The sequence below is a fragment of the Pseudomonas brenneri genome, assembly GCF_007858285.1.
Classification (GTDB): domain Bacteria; phylum Pseudomonadota; class Gammaproteobacteria; order Pseudomonadales; family Pseudomonadaceae; genus Aquipseudomonas; species Aquipseudomonas brenneri.
The window spans coordinates 128,573-146,934 of the sequence record NZ_VFIL01000006.1; the positions used below are offsets into that span (position 1 = coordinate 128,573).

The following is an 18,362-nucleotide window of genomic DNA, read 5'->3' on the forward strand; positions in this document are numbered from 1 at the left end:
CAGGCAGCGCGCGTTATCGTTGACGTTCTTCGCGAGCAAGCTCGCTCCTACAGGGGTGAGGGTTATTTCAGGTGGTCGGTGAGGAACTTGAAGTATTGCTCGCGGATTTCAGGCAATTCATTTGCCAAGTGATGCCGCCCACGCGGCAACATCAGGATCTGTGGCTGATCGAACTTGCCGCGCAGCACCTGCAAGTTGTGCTGCCAATCCACGGTCATATCCTCCTCGCCCTGCACGATCAGTGGCCGTCGTGTGCTGCGTGGCGCAGCTTCGATGCGTTTGATCCAGCGCGCCAACGCGCCCACCCAGGCGGTGGGCAGTTGCCGGGGCTGCAAGGGGTCAGCTTCGAGGAACGGGCGGAACGCCGGGTCATTGCTGTTATCGCTGAAACGCCGGGCGATGCCTTTGACGAACGGCTTGAGCAGGTAATAACTGAGCTGCGACCAGCCCCAGGCCCGCGGCCGCACCAGCGGCGACAACAGGAAAGTCTGGCCTTGCGCCGGGCTGCCTGCGCCATGGTTGAGCAGATGATCCACCACAATCGCCCCGCCGGTGCTTTGCCCGAACAGATGCCAGGGCTTGGGCAGTTGCAGCGCGTCGGCCTGTTCGAACAAGCCGCTCACCACCCGCTGGTACACCGCAAAATCATCGATGCTGGCACGCACGCCGCTGGACAGGCCATGGCCCGGCAAGTCGCAGGCAATCACTACGAAACCCTGGTCCAGGCCCCACTCCACCACGCTGCGGTACAGTCCCATGTGGTCGTAGAAACCGTGGAACATAAACAGTGTGGCCACCGGTTTCGCCGGCCACCAGACCTGGCTGACCACCTCGAACCCATCCACCTCGAAGCGCCCCAGGCGACTGACCGCAGGCTCTTTGCGCGCGGCCAGGTCCAGCCCATAGAAGCGCTGGTAGACCCTGGCTTCGGCCGAAAGCGGCTGCGCGTCCACCAGGGGCCGCAAGCTTTCGCGCAAATGATCGGGGTCAAAGGTAACGGGCATAAGAACTTCCAGACTAGGGCTTCACAGCCCTGACAGATGAATATCGAGTCGCGATATTCATCTGTCAGGGCAAGCATGGCAAGCTACGCGACCTTCGAGGATTGCTCTGAATGCGAAAACCCTACCGCACCGCCCTGCTCGCCAGCCTGATCATGCTGATCTGCGCCGCCGTTCTGTGGGCCGCGTATGACTGGTTCCAGGGCCGCTACCTGCGGGCATTCAGCGCACACACGGCGGTGTTTTCCGGCGACCCATTGCGCCTGCCCGACGAGCTCGCAGGCCCCGGCCCGATCCGCCTGGTGCACTTCTGGGACCCGGCCTGCCCGTGCAATGTCGGCAATCAACAACACCTCAGTGAACTGATCGAGCAATACGCGCCCCTGGGCGTGGAATTCTATGCCCTGCAAAAAGCCGGCAGCCACGGCCAATTGCCCACCACCCTTGGCGCCATGAAAGTCCTCAATGCCCTGCCCGGCGCCAATCAGGTGCCCGCCAGCCCGGCGGTCGGCATCTGGGATCGCAACGGTAAACTGGCGTATTTCGGGCCGTACAGCGAAGGGCTGACCTGTAATTCAAGCAACAGTTTTATCGAACCGATCCTGCAGGCACTCCAGGGCGGGCGCACGGTGAACGCGACCCACACCCTGGCGGTTGGCTGCTATTGTTCCTGGCCAGAAGGTTCGTAGCTCTTCTAAAGTAGCCCCACGTCTAATAATAAGGATTGTTCATGAAGCGCGTCGTGTCGGGTCTCGCGGCCCTGCTGGTGCTGATCGCCCTCGGCGCCGGCTGGTATGTCTACAGCAAGCAACCCACCCGCCAGGGCACCGTGGAGCTGGCCAACCTGCAAGGTTCGGTCACGGTGCGTTACGACGACCGTGGCGTGCCGCATATCCGCGCCGAGAACGAGGCTGACCTGTATCGTGCCCTGGGTTATGTACACGCCCAGGACCGCCTGTTCCAGATGGAAATCATGCGGCGCCTGGCCCAGGGCGAGCTGGCCGAAGTGCTGGGCGCCAAGTTGCTGGACACCGACAAACTGTTCCGCACCCTGCGCATCCGCGAGCGCGCCGCCACCTACGCGGCGCAGATGGACCGCCAGTCACCGCACTGGAAGGCCCTGCAAGCCTATCTGGACGGGATCAACCAATATCAGGACAACCACGCCAGCCCCATGGAGTTTGACGTACTGGGCATCCCCAAGCGGCCGTTCACCGCCGAAGACACCATCAGCATCGCCGGCTACCTGGCCTACAGCTTTGCTGCAGCCTTTCGCACAGAACCGTTGCTGACTTATGTGCGAGACCAACTGGGCAGCGACTACCTGGAGGTGTTTGACCTCGACTGGAAAGCCAAGGGCGACCTCGGCCTGACCGCCGGTGACTGGCAAGACCTCGACGCCATCGCCCGCCTCAGTGAGCAGGCCCTGGCCGACAACGGCCTGCCGCAGTTCGAAGGCAGCAACGCCTGGGCCATCAGCGGCAATCGCACCAAGAGCGGCAAGCCGTTGCTGGCGGGCGACCCGCATATCCGTTTCTCGGTGCCGTCGGTGTGGTACGAGGCGCACCTCTCGGCGCCCGGCTTCGAACTCTATGGCTATCACAATGCGTTGGTGCCGGTGGCGTTCCTGGGGCACAACAAAGCGTTTGGCTGGAGCCTGACGATGTTCCAGAACGACGACCTCGACCTGATCGCCGAGAAGGTCAACCCGGATAATCCCAACCAGGTGTGGTACCGCGGCCAGTGGGTCGATATGACCAGCAGCGAACAGCATATCGCCGTCAAGGGACAGGCCCCGGTGACGTTGACCCTGCGCCGCTCGCCCCACGGCCCGATCATCAACGACGTACTCGGAGCCAACGCCGGCAAGACACCGATTGCCATGTGGTGGGCGTTCCTCGACACCGAAAACCCGATCCTCGACGGGTTCTACCAACTCAACCGCGCCGACACGCTGGCCAAGGCGCGCACGGCGGCCGCCAAGGTGCATGCGCCGGGGCTCAACATCGTGTGGGCCAATGCCAAGGGCGATATCGGCTGGTGGGCAGCCGCGCAGTTGCCGATCCGCCCGGCGGGTGCCAATGCCGGGTTTATCCTCGACGGCAGCACGCCTCAGGCTGACAAGCTGGGCTTCTACCCGTTCAGCGCCAACCCCCAGGAAGAAAACCCGGCGCGTGGTTATGTGGTCTCGGCCAATGCCCAGCCGGTATCGCCCACCGGCATGCAGATCCCCGGCTATTACAACCTGGCGGATCGTGGCCAGCAGCTAAACGCGCAGTTGAGCGACAACCAGGTCAAATGGGACCTGGACAACAGCCAGGCCCTGCAACTGGGCACCACCACCGCCTACGGGCCCCGCCTGCTGGCGCCGCTGTTGCCGGTGCTGCGTGAGGTGGTCAAGGATCCGTCCGAGCTCAAACTGGTGGAGCAACTGGCCACATGGAAAGGTGACTACCCGGTGGAGTCGATCCCGGCCACCGTGTTCAACCAGTTGCTGTATGACCTGACAGACGCGGCCTTTCGCCCCAAGTTGGGTGACGACATGTTCAAGACCCTGATCACCACTCGCGTGATCGACGCCGCCCTGCCACGCCTGGCCGCCGCCGCGGACTCGCCGTGGTGGAACGGGCAGCGCACCGAGACCGTCAAGCGCGCCTGGGACAAGAGCCTGGCCCATCTGAAAACCACCTTCGGCGACGACCCGACCCAATGGCAGTGGGGCAAGGCGCACACCCTGACCCACGGCCATCCACTGGGTATCAAGAAGCCGTTGGACCAGATCGTCAATGTCGGCCCGTTTGCCTCACCGGGCAGCCACGAAGTGCCGAACAACCTGTCCGCAATCATTGGCCCGGCGCCATGGCCGGTGACTTATGGTCCGTCTACCCGGCGCCTGGTCGACTTCGCCGACGCCGCCCACGCACTGACCATCAACCCGGTCGGGCAAAGCGGCGTGCCGTTCGACAAGCACTATGCCGACCAGGCCGAGACCTACATCGAGGGCGGGTACGAGCAAGCGCATTTTGATGAAGAAGAGGTCCAGGCCAATACTCGCGGCACCCTCAAGCTGTTGCCGGCCCGCCCCCCACAACAGCCCTGACGAAACGCCATCATAAATGTGGGAGCGGCGGTGCGACGATTCGACTTGCTCGCTCCCACAGTTTTAATCTGCGTTGCGCATTCGACCGGGTGCCTGGCCATACGCCTCCTTGAACTTCTTGCTGAACGCCGCCTGGGATTGATAACCCACCCGGGCCGCGATATCCGTCAGGCTCAACCGCGACTGCTGCAACAGGTTGAACGCCAGTTCCATGCGCAACTGGGTCAGCAACACCCACGGCGATACGCCCGCCACTTTGACAAACGCGCGCATGAACGTGGCCCGGGACATCGACGCTGCGCCGGCCAGGCTGTCGATGGTCCAGTCATGCCCGGGCTCGGCCAGCATCGCCTGCCAGGCGCGGCCCAGGCGTTTGTCGGTGAGCAAGGCAAACGTCCCCGCCAACGGCGCTTGTTGTGCCAGCCAGGTACGCACCAGCAAAGTGAACAGGGCCACCGACAGCGCATCGATGAACGACCGCGCACCGAGCCGCTCGCCATCCGCTTCGCTGCGCATCAGCGCAATCAGGGCCGCCAGTTGCCCATCGGCCTGCCATTGCCGGCTGGACACCACCAGATACGCCGGCAAGGCCGCGAACAGCAACGACTGGCGGTTGTAGTGAAAGCTGCCACAGAGCATCTCCACCTCCGGCTGATCGCCACCCAGGCGATGCACCTTGAGGACACCGTCGTCGATCACCCTGGGTAACATCGCTGGCACCGTCGCGCCCTGGCTGCGCAACAGGTGAGTCGCACCGCCGGGCAGCAGCAGGATGTCGCCCTCTTCCAGGGTCACTCGTTGCCCGCCCGAAAGCTCGGCGTGGCAGGTGCCACTGAGCACAATGTGATACGGCGCCACGCCCAGTGATTCGGGCGCATGGTCCAGGGCCCAGTCGCCCTGGAACTGGCAACGTACATCGAGGCTGCCGCGCAGGTTGGCCATGGTGATCAGGGTGTCGATAGCGTTCATTTGCGAATATCGGTCAAAAAGTTGAGCGGATCGAACAATACCGCCAAACCTGGACGGAACACACTGGCTTCACACCCAACCCGTTCAGGAGTTATCGCAATGTTCAATAACTGGTCCGACTTGCTGCCTACCGTGAAGAAAGCCTTTGGCACACTGGGCAAGAGCAACCCGAAGATGGTCAAAGCCTACATGGCGCTTGGCGAAGCCGCCGAGGAAAACAACGTCCTGGATGCCAAGACCCGCGAACTGATCTCGATTGCAGTGGCGATCACCACTCGTTGCGACGGTTGCATCGGCGTGCATGCCGACGCCGCGATCAAGGCCGGCGCCACCCGCGAAGAAGTCGCCGCAACCTTGGCCACTGCCATCTCACTGAATGCCGGCGCCGCCTACATCTACTCGCTGCGCGCGCTGGAAGCCTACGACACGCTCAAACCGGCGCCGCAAAGTTGAGCCGAAACTGCTGCGGCGTCACACCCAGCCGGCGGTTGAACACACTGCGCAGGTGCTGGGCATCACGAAAGCCGCATTGATAGGCCACGGTCTTGAGCGGCGCGCTGCTGCTTTCGAGCATCACCCGCGCCGCATCCACCCGCGCCCGCTCGACAAATTCTGCCGGGGTGATTCGCGCCTCACGGGCAAATACCCGCGAGAAGTTGCGCGCACTCATGTTGGCTGCGCGGGCCAGGTCGGCAATGCCCAGGTCGCCGGTCAGGTTCGCCAGCACGTACAACTGCACCTGCGCCACGGCCGAGGAAGATTCGGCATGGGGTGTCAGGAACGGGCTGAACTGTGACTGCCCGCCGCTACGCTGGGTAAACACCACCAGGCGCTTGGCCACGCTCAAGGCCACTTCCGGGCCGTGGTCCTGGGCCAGCAGGTACAACGACAGATCGATGCCCGCCGTGACCCCGGCCGAGGTGTAGAGGTTGGCGTCTTGCACGTACAGGCGGTCGGCGTCGACCTGGGTCGAGGGGCACAGGCGCGCCAGATCCGCCGCGTCACCCCAGTGCGTGGTGACCGTGCGCCCCTCCAGCAAACCGGCGCGCGCGAGCATGAACGCGCCATTGCAAATCGAGCCGAAACGCCGAGCCCTGGCGCTGGCGCCTTGCAACCACTGATTGAACGCCGGGCCGAAATCCTCGAAGGGCAACTGCGGGCCACCGGCTACCAACAACAGGTCATAGGCTTGCAGCGCATCGCTGTAATGGATATGGGCCTGCAATGACAGACCGTTGGAGCAGGCAATGTTGCCCTGGACCTGGCCGATGACTTCGAGCTGGTAATGATCCGCAGGCGCCAGGAAGCGATTGGCCTCGCAGAACACGTCCATGGGACCGGTCACATCCAGTGACTGGACGCCGGGGAAGATCAGGATGGCGACGGTTTTGTGCATGGATGGCACACCTTTCTATCGGAATAAACGAAGAAACATTTGGATTGTTGCAGGCTTCAAGCGATAGCAGTGCCTGCTACACCCTAGCCGATTTCACGTGGCACGATGTGACCGCACATTGGCCGGGATCGCATCCTCACCGCGATGGCCCTCGCGCACAGGCGCGACCAAACTGGACTCATCAGCGCCAACCCGGCGCCTTCTTGAGGATCATGACCATGAGCACCACCATCGCCGGTATCAAAATCCCCGACAGCGCCCTGGCCAAGGCTACCACCGAGTACATCCGCGACATTGAATCCGACCTGCTCTACCACCACTCCCGCCGGGTGTTCCTGTTCGGCGCGCTCAGCGGTGAACGCAAGCAACTGGCCTACAACCCGGAGCTGCTCTACGTCGGCGCGATGTTCCACGATCTGGGCCTGGTGGCAGGCCATCGCAGCGACAACGAACGCTTTGAAGTAGACGGTGCCAACGCTGCCGCCGACTTTCTCAAGCCCTACGGTTTAAGCGACGACGATATCGAGCAGGTGTGGCTGTCCATCGCCCTGCACACCACCCCTGGCGTGCCCCAGCACCTGCGCCCCACTGTCGCGCTGGTCACGGCCGGTGTGGAGATGGATGTGCTGGGCATGGACTACGCCGCCTTTAGCCACGTGCAGCGCGAAGCGGTGGTGCATGCGCATCCACGGGGCGAAGGGTTCAAGGAGTGCATCATCTGTGCGTTTGCCGACGGCTTGCGCCATCGCCCGCAGACCACGTTTGGCAACGTGAAGACCGATGTGTTGGTGGATCAGGAACCGGGGTTCAAGCCGATGAACTTTGTCGAGGTGATTCGCCAGTCGCCGTGGACTGCCTAATCAACTTGAAATGCAATCAAGTGTGGGAGCTGGCTTACCTGCGATAGCAGAGTGTCAGTCACCTCTTCAGTGACTGACACTGCGCATTCGCGAGCAAGTCGAATCGTCGCACCGCCGCTCCCACATTTTTAGACCGGTGCGGGCGCGCGGCGCACGTCCGGCTGTTTCCAGCCATCCGCTGCCGCTTCTTCGATGGCTTGCTGGATCGCCTTCTTGCGCCGCTCTTCCGCGCGACGGCTGAAGTACCACACCAGGAACGTCACCAGCGACACCGCCAGCAGAATCAGGCTGGCCACGGCGTTGATCTCGGGTTTGACCCCAAGGCGCACCGCCGAGAACACTTCCATCGGCAAGGTAGTCGAACCCGGGCCCGAGACGAAGCTGGCCAGAACCAAATCATCCAGCGACAACGCGAACGACATCATGCCGCCCGCCGCTAACGATGGCGCGATCATCGGGATGGTGATCAGGAAGAACACCTTCCACGGCCGCGCACCCAGGTCCATGGCCGCTTCTTCGATCGACAGGTCCAGCTCACGCAGGCGTGCCGACACTACCACCGCCACGTACGCCGCACAGAACGTGGTGTGGGCGATCCAGATGGTGACAATGCCACGCTCCTGGGGCCAACCGATCATCTGCGCCATGGCCACGAACAGCAGCAACAGCGACAGACCGGTGATCACTTCCGGCATGACCAGCGGCGCCGTCACCAAGCCGCCGAACAGCGTGCGGCCCTTGAACTGGCTGATACGGGTCAGCACAAACGCCGCCAACGTACCCAACGCCACCGCAGCCACCGCCGTGTAGCAGGCGATTTCCAGGGAGCGGGCCACCGAGCCCATCAACTGGGTGTTGTCCAGCAGGCCCACGTACCACTTGATCGACCAACCACCCCACACCGTCACCAGTTTCGATTCGTTGAACGAATAGATCACCAGGATCAGCATCGGCAGGTAGATAAACAGCAGCCCTACGACCAGCATGAAGCTGGAGAAACTGAAGCGCTTCATACCTTGCCCTCCATCTCTTTGGCTTGGCTGCGGTTAAACAGAATGATTGGCACGATCAGGATCGCCAGCATCACCACCGCCAGGGCAGACGCCACCGGCCAGTCGCGGTTGTTGAAGAACTCTTGCCACAACACTTTACCGATCATCAGGGTTTCCGGGCCGCCCAGCAGTTCCGGGATCACGAACTCGCCCACCACCGGGATGAACACCAGCATGCAGCCGGCGATGATGCCGTTCTTGGACAGCGGCACGGTGATTTTCCAGAAACTGTTGAAGGTGCTCGAACCCAAGTCCGAGGCCGCTTCCAGCAGGCTCTGGTCATGTTTGACCAGGTTGGCGTACAGCGGCAGGATCATGAACGGCAGGTACGAATAGACCACGCCGATATACACCGCGATGTTGGTGTTGAGGATCTGCAACGGTTCGTTGATCAACCCCATGGACATCAGGAAGCCATTGAGCAAGCCGTTGTTGCTGAGAATGCCCATCCACGCATACACGCGGATCAGGATCGCGGTCCAGGTCGGCATCATGATCAGCAGCACCAGCACGGTCTGCATCTCTTTGCGCGCACTGGCGATGGCGTAGGCCATCGGGTAGCCGATCAGCAGGCAGAGCGCCGTGCTGAAAAACGCCATCTTCAGCGAGCCCAGGTAGGCGGCGATGTACAACTCGTCGCCGGCCAGCAGGCTGTAGTTGGCCAGGTTGAGCACCACCTCCAGCTTCTGCTCGATGTAGGTATAGATCTCGGTGTAGGGCGGGATCGCCACGTCGGCTTCGGCAAAGCTGATCTTCAGGACGATGAAGAACGGCAGCATGAAGAACATGAACAGCCACAGGAATGGAATCCCGATGACCACCTGTTTGCCGCTGGGAATTATTCGGTGCAGTCGCCGTTTGAATTTCTTCATGTTCATGAGCGAAGTACCACGCCGCTGTCGTCTTCCCACCACACGTAGACCTGGTCACCCCAGGTCGGTCGCGCGCCACGGCGTTCGGCGTTGGCGACGAAGGACTGCACCAGCTTGCCGCTCGGCAGTTCAACGTAGAACACAGAGTGGCCGCCCAGGTAGGCAATGTCATGCACCTTGCCGCTGGACCAGTTGTGCTCGCAGGTCGGCATTTCGGTGGTGACCAGCAGCTTTTCCGGGCGGATGGCGTAGGTCACCGACTTGTCTTCCACCGAAGTGGCGATGCCATAACCCACGTAGATATCGCGGTCCAGGTCGGCGCACTTGAGCACCGCATGGCCTTCGGCGTCATCCACCACCACGGTGTCGAAGATGTTGACGTTGCCGATAAACTCGCACACCAGGCGGCTGGTGGGGGTTTCGTAGATGTCGATCGGGCTGCCGATCTGCGCGATCCAGCCCAGGTGCATGATTGCGATGCGCTCGGCCATGGTCATGGCCTCTTCCTGATCGTGGGTCACCATCACACAGGTCACGCCGACGCGCTCGATGATTTCCACCAGCTCCAGTTGCATCTGCGAGCGCAGCTTCTTGTCCAGGGCGCCCATCGGCTCATCGAGCAGCAGCAGTTTCGGGCGCTTGGCCAGGGAACGGGCCAATGCCACGCGCTGACGCTGGCCGCCAGACAGCTGGTGCGGCTTGCGCTTGGCGTACTGGCTCATCTGCACCAGCTTGAGCATCTCGGCCACACGGGCCTCGACCTCGGCCTTGGGAATCTTGTCCTGTTGCAGGCCGAAGGCGATGTTCTGCGCCACCGTCATGTGTGGGAACAAGGCGTAGGACTGGAACATCATGTTGATCGGCCGCTCGTAGGGCGGCATGTCGGTGATATCCACACCGTCGAGGAAAATCCGCCCTTCGGTCGGGCGCTCGAAACCTGCGAGCATACGCAGCAAGGTGGACTTGCCCGAACCCGAACCGCCGAGCAAGGCAAAGATCTCGCCTTTCTTGATTTCCAGGGACACATCGTCCACGGCAATCGTCTCGTCGAACTTCTTCGTGACCCGGTCGATTTTGACCAACACCTTTTTCGGTGTCTGGTCGCCCTCGAGGGCTTTCTTATAGGCGCCGGAGGCAACTGCCATTTACGAAACTCCCAAAAAAAAGAGTGCAGAACGTCCAATACGGACGAACCTTGGATAATTTGAGCCTTACTTGCCCGTCTTGACCTTGGTCCAGCTACGGGTCATCAAGCGTTGCACTTTCGGGGGTAGCTCGAAGTTGACAAACGTCCGGTCGAGAACCGCCTGCGGTGGATAAACCGCTTCGTCGGTGCGTATCGATTGCTCCATCAGCGTGTCCGCCCCTGGGTTAGGGTTGGCGTAGCCGACGTAATCACTGACCTGAGCGATCACTTCAGGTTGCAGTAAATAGTTGATGAAGGCATGGGCCTCTTTGACGTTGGTCGAGTCCTTGGGGATCGCCAGTACGTCAAACCACAGGTTGCCGCCTTCTTTCGGAATCGCGTAGGCGATGTTCACGCCTTTGCCGGCCTCGGCCGCGCGGGCCTTGGCCTGGAACACATCGCCGGAGAACCCGGCGGCCACGCAGATATTGCCGTTGGCCAGGTCCGAGATGTATTTGGATGAGTGGAAGTAGGTCACGTAGGGACGCACTTTCAGCAGTTTTTCCTCGGCTTTCTTGTAGTCCGCCGGGTTGGTGCTGTTAGGGTCCAGGCCCATGTAGTTGAGTACCGCCGGCAGCATTTCATCGGCCGAGTCCATGAAGGACACGCCGCAACTGGCCAGCTTCTTCATGTTTTCCGGCTCGAACAGCACGGCCCAGGAGTCGATCTTGTCGACGCCCAGCACTTCCTTCACTTTATCGACGTTGTAGCCGATGCCGTTGGTGCCCCACAGGTAAGGCACGGCGTATTGGTTGCCCGGATCGTTCTTTTCCAGGCGCTTGAGCAGCGCCGGGTCGAGATTGGCGTAGTTGCTCAGCAACGACTTGTCGATCTTCTGGAACGCACCGGCCTTGATCTGCTTGCCCAGGAAGTGGTTGGACGGCACCACCACGTCATACCCGGTGCGCCCGGCCAGCAACTTGCCTTCCAGGGTTTCGTTGGAGTCGAACACGTCGTAGACGGGCTTGATGCCAGTGGCCTTTTCAAAGTTGGCCAGGGTGTCGGGGCCGATATAGTCCGACCAGTTATAAACATGCACGGTGGAAGCTGCCTGCACGCTGACTGCCAACGTGAGGCCTGCCCCAACCAGCAAGGCTTTGCGAAATAAAGAAATTGGCAAGTGGAGGTCCTCTTAAATAGTTGGGCCCGAAGTTGTTGCCCGGCAACAAAACCGGCGCGCAACTTACCCTCGATAAACCGATCCGGCAAAACTTTCTGTCATTTAATTTTTTGTAGGAGCGAGCTTGCTCGCGAAGGTCGTCAACGATAACGCGGGGCATCAGGCACCCCGCGGCGCATTTGAGTTTTTCGCGAGCAAGCTCGCTCCTACAGGTTCGTGCTTATTTACCCGATTTGATCTTGGTCCAGCTGCGCGTCAGCAGACGCTGGGTCGCGGCTGGCAGATCGCTGATTGCATACAGCTTGGCCTTCACATCATCCGACGGATAGATACTCGGATCGCCCGAGATATCCTTGTTCACCAGCGGCGTGGCAGCCTTGTTACCGTTCGGGAAACGTACGCTGTTGGTGATGGCGGCCATGACTTCAGGCTTCATCAGGTAGTTCATGAACTGGTAGGCGGCGTCCAGGTTCTCGGCATCTTTAGGGATGGCGACCATGTCATAGAAGCTGCCTGCACCTTCCTTGGGAATGGCGTAGGAAACCTTGACCTTGCCACCGGCTTCAGCCGCGCGGGACTTGGATTGTTCCAGGTCACCCGAGTAACCCACGGCCACGCAGATGTTGCCGTTGGCAAGGTCGGAAATGTACTTGGAGGAGTGGAAGTAGCCCACCGAAGGACGGATCTTGAGGAACAGCGCTTCGGCTTCAGCCAGCTGTTTCTTGTCCTGGCTGTCGGTCGGGTAACCCAGGTAATGCAGGGCCACCGGGATCATTTCGGTCGGCGAGTCGAGGAAGCTCACGCCACAGCTTTTGAGTTTTTCGATGTTCTCGGGCTTGAACAGCACGTCCCACGAGTCGATCTTGTCGACGCCCAGCGCGGCCTTGACCTTGTCCGGGTTGTAGCCGATGCCGATGGTGCCCCACATGTAGGGGAATGCATATTTGTTGCCTTTGTCACTGGCATCGCCCACGGCCTTGAGCAGGTCGGTATCGAGGTTTTTCCAGTTTGGCAGCTTGGACTTGTCCAGCTCCTGGTACACACCGGCCTTGATCTGCTTGGCCAGGAAGTTGTTCGACGGTACGACGATGTCGTAACCGGACTTGCCCGCCAACAGCTTGGCTTCCAGGGTTTCGTTGCTGTCAAAAACGTCGTACACCACCTTGATGCCAGACTCTTTCTCAAAGTTGGCGACGGTGTCCGGTGCAATGTAGTCGGACCAGTTGTAGACGTGCAGCACTTTGTCGGCAGCCTGGGCCGTGCCGGCCATTGCGCCCATCAGGGACAAGGCCAGGAGGGTCTTGCCAGCGTTCTTCAAACCTAATGCCTTCATTCGGTCATGCTCCAATTTTTCTTTTTTGGGCCACATCTTTCTACGTTTCATGGCCCGTCGAAGGGCGACAAAACAGGGCGACAGTCTGGCAAGTTCAGGGGCCGGCTTTCAACCAAAGCCCCGCATTTATCATTGCCCGAATGCAACAGCCGCAAGCCGCTGCATTCTGAGCCTAGCACTTAGCCCTGCAATGCCGCCAAAGTCAGGTCCAGGCACTGGCGAGCCTTGGTCACCAGCTCGTCAATCTCGGCCTTGCTGATCACCAGCGGCGGCGAAATGATCATGGTGTCGCCCACGGCGCGCATGATCAGGCCATTCTCGAAGCAGAAGGTGCGGCAGATCATCCCCACGCCTTTGCCTTCATAACGCTTGCGCGTGGCCTTGTCCTGCACCAGCTCGATCGCACCCAACATGCCGACACCACGTACTTCGCCCACCAACGGATGATCCGCCAGCTCGCGTAGACGCTTTTGCAAATACGGTGCCGTTTCGTCATGGACGCGGCTGACAATTTTTTCATCGCGCAGGATGCGGATGTTTTCCAGCGCCACCGCAGCCGCCACCGGGTGCCCGGAGTAGGTGAAACCGTGGTTGAAATCGCCCCCTTCGTTGAGCACCGCCACCACTTCGTCGCGCACGATCAGGCCGCCCATGGGGATGTAGCCCGAGGTCAGGCCCTTGGCGATGGTCATCATGTCTGGCGTCAGATCGTAGAAATCGCTACCGAACCACTCACCGGTACGGCCAAAGCCACAGATCACTTCGTCGGCGACAAACAGGATGTCGTACTTGGCGAGGATTTCCTTGATGCGCGGCCAGTAGGTCGCTGGCGGCACGATCACGCCACCGGCACCCTGGATCGGCTCGGCAATAAAGGCACCGACGTTGTCCACGCCGACTTCCAGAATTTTCTCTTCCAGTTGATTGGCAGCCCAGACCCCGAACTCTTCAGGGCTCATGTCGCCGCCTTCACCGAACCAGTACGGCTGCGCGATATGCACGATACCCGGGATCGGCAAGTCGCCTTGCTCGTGCATATACGTCATGCCGCCCAGGCTCGCGCCGGCCACGGTGGAGCCGTGGTAGCCGTTCTTGCGGCTGATGATGGTTTTCTTGTTCGGCTGGCCCTTGATCGCCCAGTAGTGGCGAACCATGCGCAACATCGTGTCGTTGCCTTCGGAGCCGGAGCCAGTGAAGAACACATGGTTCATGCCGGCCGGGGCGATATCGGCGATGGCCTTGGCCAGCTCCAGCACCGGCGGGTGGGCGGTCTGGAAGAACAGGTTGTAGTAAGGCAGTTGTTTCATCTGCTTGGCGGCGGCGTCGGCCAGTTCATCGCGACCGTAACCGATGGCCACGCACCACAGGCCGGCCATGCCGTCGAGGATCTTGTTGCCTTCACTGTCCCACAGGTAAACGCCCTTGGCGTTGGTGATGATGCGCGGGCCTTTTTCTTTCAATTGCTTGAAGTCGCTGAACGGCGCCAGGTGGTGATCGTTGCTCAGGGCTTGCCATTCACGGGTTTGCGGGTTGTTGCTGGACATACCAATCTCCAAAAGTAGCAGGTGAGGGTGCGGCGCATCCCGGCCGCACCCGGCGCATCAGACGGCGAAGAGCAGGAATTCCCGCTCCCACGAACTGATCACGCGCTTGAAGTTTTCATGCTCGGCCCGCTTGACCGCGACGTAGCCAGTGATGAATTTGTGACCCAGGTATTTCTCGATGGTCTTGCTGTTTTCCATGCGCTCCAGCGCGTCTTCGATAGTCAACGGCAGGCGCAGGTTGCGCCGTTCGTAACCACGACCGACCACCGGCGCACTCGGGCTGATGCCTTCGACCATGCCGATATAGCCGCACAGCAAGCTGGCGGCGATCGCCAGGTACGGGTTGGCATCGGCGCCCGGCAGGCGGTTTTCCACGCGACGGTTCTGCGGGCCGGCATCCGGTACGCGCAGGCCGACGGTGCGGTTCTCTTCGCCCCACTCCACGTTCACCGGCGCCGAGGTGTCGGGCAGGAAGCGGCGGAACGAGTTGACGTTGGGGGCGAACAGCGGCAACAGCTCGGGAATGAACTTCTGCAGGCCGCCAATGTGGTGCAGGAACAGCTCGCTCTTGGAACCGTCCTCATTGGAGAACACGCTCTTGCCAGTAGCGATGTCGATGATGCTCTGGTGCAAGTGCATGGCACTGCCGGGCTCGCCGGTCATGGGCTTGGCCATGAAGGTGGCAGCCACGTTGTGCTTGAGCGCGGCTTCACGCATGGTGCGCTTGAACACCAGGATCTGGTCGGCCAGGGACAGGGCATCGCCATGACGGAAGTTGATTTCCATCTGCGCCGTGCCGTCCTCGTGGATCAGCGTGTCGAGGTCCAGCTCTTGCAGCTCGCACCAGTCGTAGACGTCTTCGAACAAGGGGTCGAATTCGTTGGCCGCTTCTATAGAGAAGGACTGGCGACCGGTTTCCGGGCGGCCGGAACGGCCAATCGGCGGTTGCAGCGGGAAGTCCGGGTCCTCGCAACGCTTGGTCAGGTAGAACTCCATCTCCGGCGCCACGATGGGCTGCCAGCCTTTGTCGGCGTAGAGCTTGAGGACTTTCTTGAGCACGTTGCGCGGCGACAGCTCGATCGGGTTGCCTTGCTTGTCGTAGGTGTCGTGGATCACCTGGGCGGTGGGTTCGATGGCCCAGGGCACGAGGAACACGGCGTTCTGGTCGGGGCGGCAGATCATGTCGATGTCGGCCGGGTCGAGCAGTTCGTAATAGATGTCGTCTTCGACATAGTCGCCGGTCACGGTCTGCAACAGAACGCTCTCGGGCAGGCGCATGCCTTTTTCGGCAATGAACTTGTTGGTCGGCGAGATCTTGCCCCGGGTGATCCCGGTGAGGTCGCCAATCATGCATTCGACTTCTGTGATCTTGTGGTCTTTCAACCAATCGGTGAGCTGGTCGAGGTTGTTACTCATAAATGCCTCTGGGCTGGGTTTCCTGACATCCATTAAAGGTCAGGCGTTGTTTGACGCGTGCGCGTCTCTTTGTTTCGCCCGCTTTCGGCAGGCATCGCCAAATGCCTTGAAGATCGCGAGGTAGTACGGATTGGAGCTTACCTGCCATTCAGGGTGCCATTGCACTCCTAATGCAAAAGCGTCTGCAAAAGCCTTGCCCTGTTTGAGCGAAAAAGCTTCGACCAGGCCATCCGGCGCGCGCGCTTCGACCTGCAGGCCGGGCGCCAGGCGGTCAACGCCCTGGCTGTGGATCGAGTTGACCTGGATCGTGTCCGGCAAGCCCAGGCTCGCCAATACACCGCCCGGGCTGATCGCCACGGCGTGCGCCGGGCCGTACTGGACTTCCAGCGGCTGGGTGTCGTCTTCGCGGTGATCCATCATGCCCGGCAGTTCATGAACCTTCTGGTGCAGGCTGCCGCCCAGGGCCACGTTCATTTCCTGGAAGCCTCGGCAAATCCCCAGCACCGGTACGCCTGCGGCAATCGCGGCGCGAATCAGCGGCAGGGTGCTTTGGTCCCGTGCAGGATCATGGGCAGTCCCAGGCGCACTGGCCGGGCCGTCGTAGTGAAAGGGTTCGATATTGGAGGGGGAACCGGTAAAGAGAATGCCGTCCAGGCCGTCAAGAATATTGGCCGGATCGAACAGATCCGCCAGGGACGGAATAATCAATGGCAAGCCCTTGGCAGCGATTGCCACGGCGCGGACGTATTTGTCGCCACTGATGTGATAAGCATGCAGACCAACCTGTTTGGAGCAGGCGGTGACGCCGATTAACGGCAGGCCAGACATGAAGCACCCCGGTATTATTGCTGTTATGGGTTTGAATCGAGCTTAGCCTTGTTCATTTTTTTACACAACACCCCCGTAAAAAATACAACACGGCCCGCTCAAGCCTGCTAGTCCCAAGCCGGTCAAACTGGCAAAACTGCCCAAAAAAGCCGCAAAAAAGCCCCCAAGGCGCTTTTTTAGGGCAAAAAAGGCCTCGCTTGACTTCGGCATGCCGTTCGGGTTGACTGAAACCAGAAAAGATCAATGATTGATATTTTTAACAACAAAGGTGTTGCATCATGTCGGTACCCCCGCGTGCCGTTCAGCTTAACGAAGCGAACGCGTTCCTTAAGGATCATCCTGAGGTTCTGTACGTAGACCTTCTAATTGCGGATATGAATGGTGTGGTGCGCGGTAAGCGCATCGAACGCACCAGCCTCCACAAGGTTTACGAGAAGGGCATTAACCTGCCTGCCTCTTTATTTGCCCTGGATATCAATGGCTCGACGGTGGAAAGCACCGGCCTGGGTCTGGACATCGGTGATGCTGACCGAATCTGTTATCCAATCCCCGATACCCTGTGCAATGAGCCCTGGCAAAAGCGCCCTACCGCGCAACTGCTGATGACCATGCACGAACTTGAAGGTGAACCTTTCTTCGCCGATCCGCGCGAAGTGCTCCGCCAAGTTGTAACCAAGTTTGACGATCTAGGCCTGACCATCTGCGCTGCCTTCGAGCTTGAGTTCTACCTGATCGACCAGGAGAACGTGAACGGCCGGCCACAACCTCCCCGCTCGCCGATCTCCGGCAAACGCCCGCACTCGACACAGGTCTACCTGATCGACGACCTCGACGAATACGTCGACTGCCTCCAGGACATTCTGGAAGGTGCCAAAGAGCAAGGCATCCCAGCTGACGCCATCGTCAAGGAAAGTGCCCCGGCGCAGTTCGAAGTGAACCTGCACCACGTCGCCGACCCGATCAAGGCATGCGACTACGCGGTACTGCTCAAGCGTTTGATCAAGAACATTGCCTACGACCATGAGATGGATACCACCTTCATGGCCAAGCCTTACCCGGGCCAGGCAGGCAACGGTTTGCACGTGCATATTTCGATCCTGGACAAAGACGGCAAGAACATCTTTGCCAGCGAGGATCCCGAGCAGAACGCCGCATTGCGTCACGCGATCGGCGGTGTGCTGGAGACCCTGCCTGCACAAATGGCTTTCCTGTGCCCCAACGTCAACTCCTACCGTCGTTTCGGCGCACAGTTCTACGTGCCGAACTCGCCGTGCTGGGGCCTGGACAACCGCACCGTGGCGATTCGCGTACCGACCGGCTCGTCCGACGCGGTACGTATCGAACACCGTGTGGCCGGCGCCGACGCCAACCCTTACCTGCTGATGGCTTCGGTCCTGGCAGGCGTGCACCACGGTCTGACCAACAAGATCGAACCTGGCGCACCGGTGGAAGGCAACAGCTACGAGCAGAACGAGCAAAGCCTGCCGAACAACCTGCGTGATGCCCTGCGCGAGTTGGACGACAGCGAGGTGATGGCCAAGTACATCGATCCGAAATACATCGATATCTTCGTCGCCTGCAAGGAAAGTGAGCTGGAGGAGTTCGAACACTCCATCTCCGACCTTGAGTACAACTGGTACCTGCATACCGTGTAAGCGGTGGTTGCATTGAAAAAACGCCACAGG

The 18,362-nt window shown here is 60.5% G+C and carries 16 protein-coding genes; 5 read left to right on the top strand and 11 right to left on the bottom strand.

Annotation, left to right across the window (positions count from 1 at the left end; translation table 11 throughout):
• Positions 1-62 precede the first annotated feature (62 nt).
• Positions 63-1,004 (bottom strand): phospholipase BipL, encoded by a 942-nt coding sequence (gene bipL / locus FJD34_RS14795; RefSeq protein WP_032858890.1) that lies wholly within the window; start codon positions 1,002-1,004, stop codon positions 63-65.
• 110 nt (positions 1,005-1,114) lie between these two features.
• On the opposite strand from bipL, the gene FJD34_RS14800 reads away from it, so the two are divergent.
• Both FJD34_RS14800 and FJD34_RS14805 read left to right on the top strand, forming a co-directional pair.
• The gene (locus FJD34_RS14800) at positions 1,115-1,690 is read left to right on the top strand and encodes a DUF6436 domain-containing protein (RefSeq protein WP_032858891.1); all 576 of its coding nucleotides are present in this window, start codon (positions 1,115-1,117) and stop codon (positions 1,688-1,690) included.
• A 41-nt stretch (positions 1,691-1,731) separates the two neighbouring features.
• Positions 1,732-4,101, top strand: coding sequence for a penicillin acylase family protein (locus tag FJD34_RS14805; protein WP_090292350.1), 2,370 nt, complete (start codon positions 1,732-1,734; stop codon positions 4,099-4,101).
• A 63-nt stretch (positions 4,102-4,164) separates the two neighbouring features.
• On the opposite strand, the gene FJD34_RS14810 is transcribed toward FJD34_RS14805, so the two are convergent.
• On the bottom strand, positions 4,165-5,070 hold the full coding sequence (locus FJD34_RS14810) for an AraC family transcriptional regulator (RefSeq protein ID WP_032858893.1): 906 nt from the start codon (positions 5,068-5,070) through the stop codon (positions 4,165-4,167).
• A 99-nt stretch (positions 5,071-5,169) separates the two neighbouring features.
• Between FJD34_RS14810 and FJD34_RS14815 the strand changes: the two genes are divergently transcribed.
• Positions 5,170-5,523, top strand: a complete 354-nt coding sequence (locus tag FJD34_RS14815) for a carboxymuconolactone decarboxylase family protein (RefSeq protein ID WP_028618364.1) — start codon at positions 5,170-5,172, stop codon at positions 5,521-5,523.
• On the opposite strand, the gene FJD34_RS14820 is transcribed toward FJD34_RS14815, so the two are convergent.
• Positions 5,501-6,466 carry a GlxA family transcriptional regulator gene (locus tag FJD34_RS14820; RefSeq protein ID WP_032858897.1) on the bottom strand — a complete coding sequence of 322 codons (966 nt, stop codon included), beginning with the start codon at positions 6,464-6,466 and terminating at the stop codon, positions 5,501-5,503. The two genes, FJD34_RS14815 and FJD34_RS14820, sit on opposite strands and share 23 nt — an antisense overlap.
• Positions 6,467-6,684: 218 nt before the next feature.
• On the opposite strand from FJD34_RS14820, the gene FJD34_RS14825 reads away from it, so the two are divergent.
• Positions 6,685-7,326, top strand: a complete 642-nt coding sequence (locus FJD34_RS14825; RefSeq protein ID WP_032858898.1) for an HD domain-containing protein — start codon at positions 6,685-6,687, stop codon at positions 7,324-7,326.
• A 128-nt stretch (positions 7,327-7,454) separates the two neighbouring features.
• Here the strand turns inward: FJD34_RS14825 and FJD34_RS14830 are convergent, their stop codons facing one another.
• From FJD34_RS14830 to FJD34_RS14870, 8 genes are all read right to left on the bottom strand, one after another.
• Positions 7,455-8,339 (bottom strand): ABC transporter permease subunit, encoded by an 885-nt coding sequence (locus tag FJD34_RS14830; protein ID WP_029289445.1) that lies wholly within the window; start codon positions 8,337-8,339, stop codon positions 7,455-7,457.
• A complete protein-coding gene (locus tag FJD34_RS14835) occupies positions 8,336-9,256 on the bottom strand; it encodes an ABC transporter permease subunit (RefSeq protein WP_032858900.1) in 921 nt (306 codons plus the stop codon). The genes FJD34_RS14830 and FJD34_RS14835 overlap by 4 nt, the downstream gene beginning before the upstream one ends.
• Positions 9,253-10,395, bottom strand: coding sequence for an ABC transporter ATP-binding protein (locus FJD34_RS14840; RefSeq protein ID WP_029289449.1), 1,143 nt, complete (start codon positions 10,393-10,395; stop codon positions 9,253-9,255). Before FJD34_RS14840 ends, FJD34_RS14835 begins: the two co-directional genes overlap by 4 nt.
• 66 nt (positions 10,396-10,461) lie before the next feature.
• Entirely contained in the window at positions 10,462-11,556 is a 1,095-nt protein-coding gene (locus FJD34_RS14845; protein ID WP_032858901.1) for a polyamine ABC transporter substrate-binding protein, read from the bottom strand.
• 220 nt (positions 11,557-11,776) lie between these two features.
• Positions 11,777-12,889 carry a polyamine ABC transporter substrate-binding protein gene (locus FJD34_RS14855; protein ID WP_032858964.1) on the bottom strand — a complete coding sequence of 371 codons (1,113 nt, stop codon included), beginning with the start codon at positions 12,887-12,889 and terminating at the stop codon, positions 11,777-11,779.
• A 179-nt stretch (positions 12,890-13,068) separates the two neighbouring features.
• Positions 13,069-14,433, bottom strand: a complete 1,365-nt coding sequence (locus FJD34_RS14860) for an aspartate aminotransferase family protein (protein ID WP_032858903.1) — start codon at positions 14,431-14,433, stop codon at positions 13,069-13,071.
• A 57-nt stretch (positions 14,434-14,490) separates the two neighbouring features.
• Positions 14,491-15,849: a glutamine synthetase family protein gene (locus FJD34_RS14865; RefSeq protein WP_090292352.1), complete on the bottom strand. Its 1,359-nt coding sequence runs from the start codon at positions 15,847-15,849 to the stop codon at positions 14,491-14,493.
• Between the two features lie 39 nt (positions 15,850-15,888).
• The gene (locus FJD34_RS14870) at positions 15,889-16,677 is read right to left on the bottom strand and encodes a gamma-glutamyl-gamma-aminobutyrate hydrolase family protein (RefSeq protein WP_090292354.1); all 789 of its coding nucleotides are present in this window, start codon (positions 16,675-16,677) and stop codon (positions 15,889-15,891) included.
• 278 nt (positions 16,678-16,955) lie between these two features.
• Here FJD34_RS14870 and FJD34_RS14875 point away from each other — a divergent pair, with 278 nt between their 5' ends.
• A complete protein-coding gene (locus FJD34_RS14875) occupies positions 16,956-18,332 on the top strand; it encodes a glutamine synthetase family protein (RefSeq protein ID WP_032858908.1) in 1,377 nt (458 codons plus the stop codon).
• Positions 18,333-18,362: the final 30 nt, after the last annotated feature.

What these genes read in the sequence shown, in the direction of transcription:
- FJD34_RS14840 (WP_029289449.1), bottom strand. Translation starts at nt 10,395, where the DNA reads ATGGCAGTTGCCTCCGGCGCCTATAAGAAAGCCCTCGAGGGCGACCAG.
- FJD34_RS14875 (WP_032858908.1), top strand. Translation starts at nt 16,956, where the DNA reads ATGTCGGTACCCCCGCGTGCCGTTCAGCTTAACGAAGCGAACGCGTTC.
- FJD34_RS14825 (WP_032858898.1), top strand. Translation starts at nt 6,685, where the DNA reads ATGAGCACCACCATCGCCGGTATCAAAATCCCCGACAGCGCCCTGGCC.
- FJD34_RS14805 (WP_090292350.1), top strand. Translation starts at nt 1,732, where the DNA reads ATGAAGCGCGTCGTGTCGGGTCTCGCGGCCCTGCTGGTGCTGATCGCC.
- FJD34_RS14835 (WP_032858900.1), bottom strand. Translation starts at nt 9,256, where the DNA reads ATGAACATGAAGAAATTCAAACGGCGACTGCACCGAATAATTCCCAGC.
- FJD34_RS14815 (WP_028618364.1), top strand. Translation starts at nt 5,170, where the DNA reads ATGTTCAATAACTGGTCCGACTTGCTGCCTACCGTGAAGAAAGCCTTT.
- FJD34_RS14870 (WP_090292354.1), bottom strand. Translation starts at nt 16,677, where the DNA reads ATGTCTGGCCTGCCGTTAATCGGCGTCACCGCCTGCTCCAAACAGGTT.
- FJD34_RS14860 (WP_032858903.1), bottom strand. Translation starts at nt 14,433, where the DNA reads ATGTCCAGCAACAACCCGCAAACCCGTGAATGGCAAGCCCTGAGCAAC.
- bipL (WP_032858890.1), bottom strand. Translation starts at nt 1,004, where the DNA reads ATGCCCGTTACCTTTGACCCCGATCATTTGCGCGAAAGCTTGCGGCCC.
- FJD34_RS14855 (WP_032858964.1), bottom strand. Translation starts at nt 12,889, where the DNA reads ATGAAGGCATTAGGTTTGAAGAACGCTGGCAAGACCCTCCTGGCCTTG.
- FJD34_RS14865 (WP_090292352.1), bottom strand. Translation starts at nt 15,849, where the DNA reads ATGAGTAACAACCTCGACCAGCTCACCGATTGGTTGAAAGACCACAAG.
- FJD34_RS14820 (WP_032858897.1), bottom strand. Translation starts at nt 6,466, where the DNA reads ATGCACAAAACCGTCGCCATCCTGATCTTCCCCGGCGTCCAGTCACTG.
- FJD34_RS14810 (WP_032858893.1), bottom strand. Translation starts at nt 5,070, where the DNA reads ATGAACGCTATCGACACCCTGATCACCATGGCCAACCTGCGCGGCAGC.
- FJD34_RS14830 (WP_029289445.1), bottom strand. Translation starts at nt 8,339, where the DNA reads ATGAAGCGCTTCAGTTTCTCCAGCTTCATGCTGGTCGTAGGGCTGCTG.
- FJD34_RS14800 (WP_032858891.1), top strand. Translation starts at nt 1,115, where the DNA reads ATGCGAAAACCCTACCGCACCGCCCTGCTCGCCAGCCTGATCATGCTG.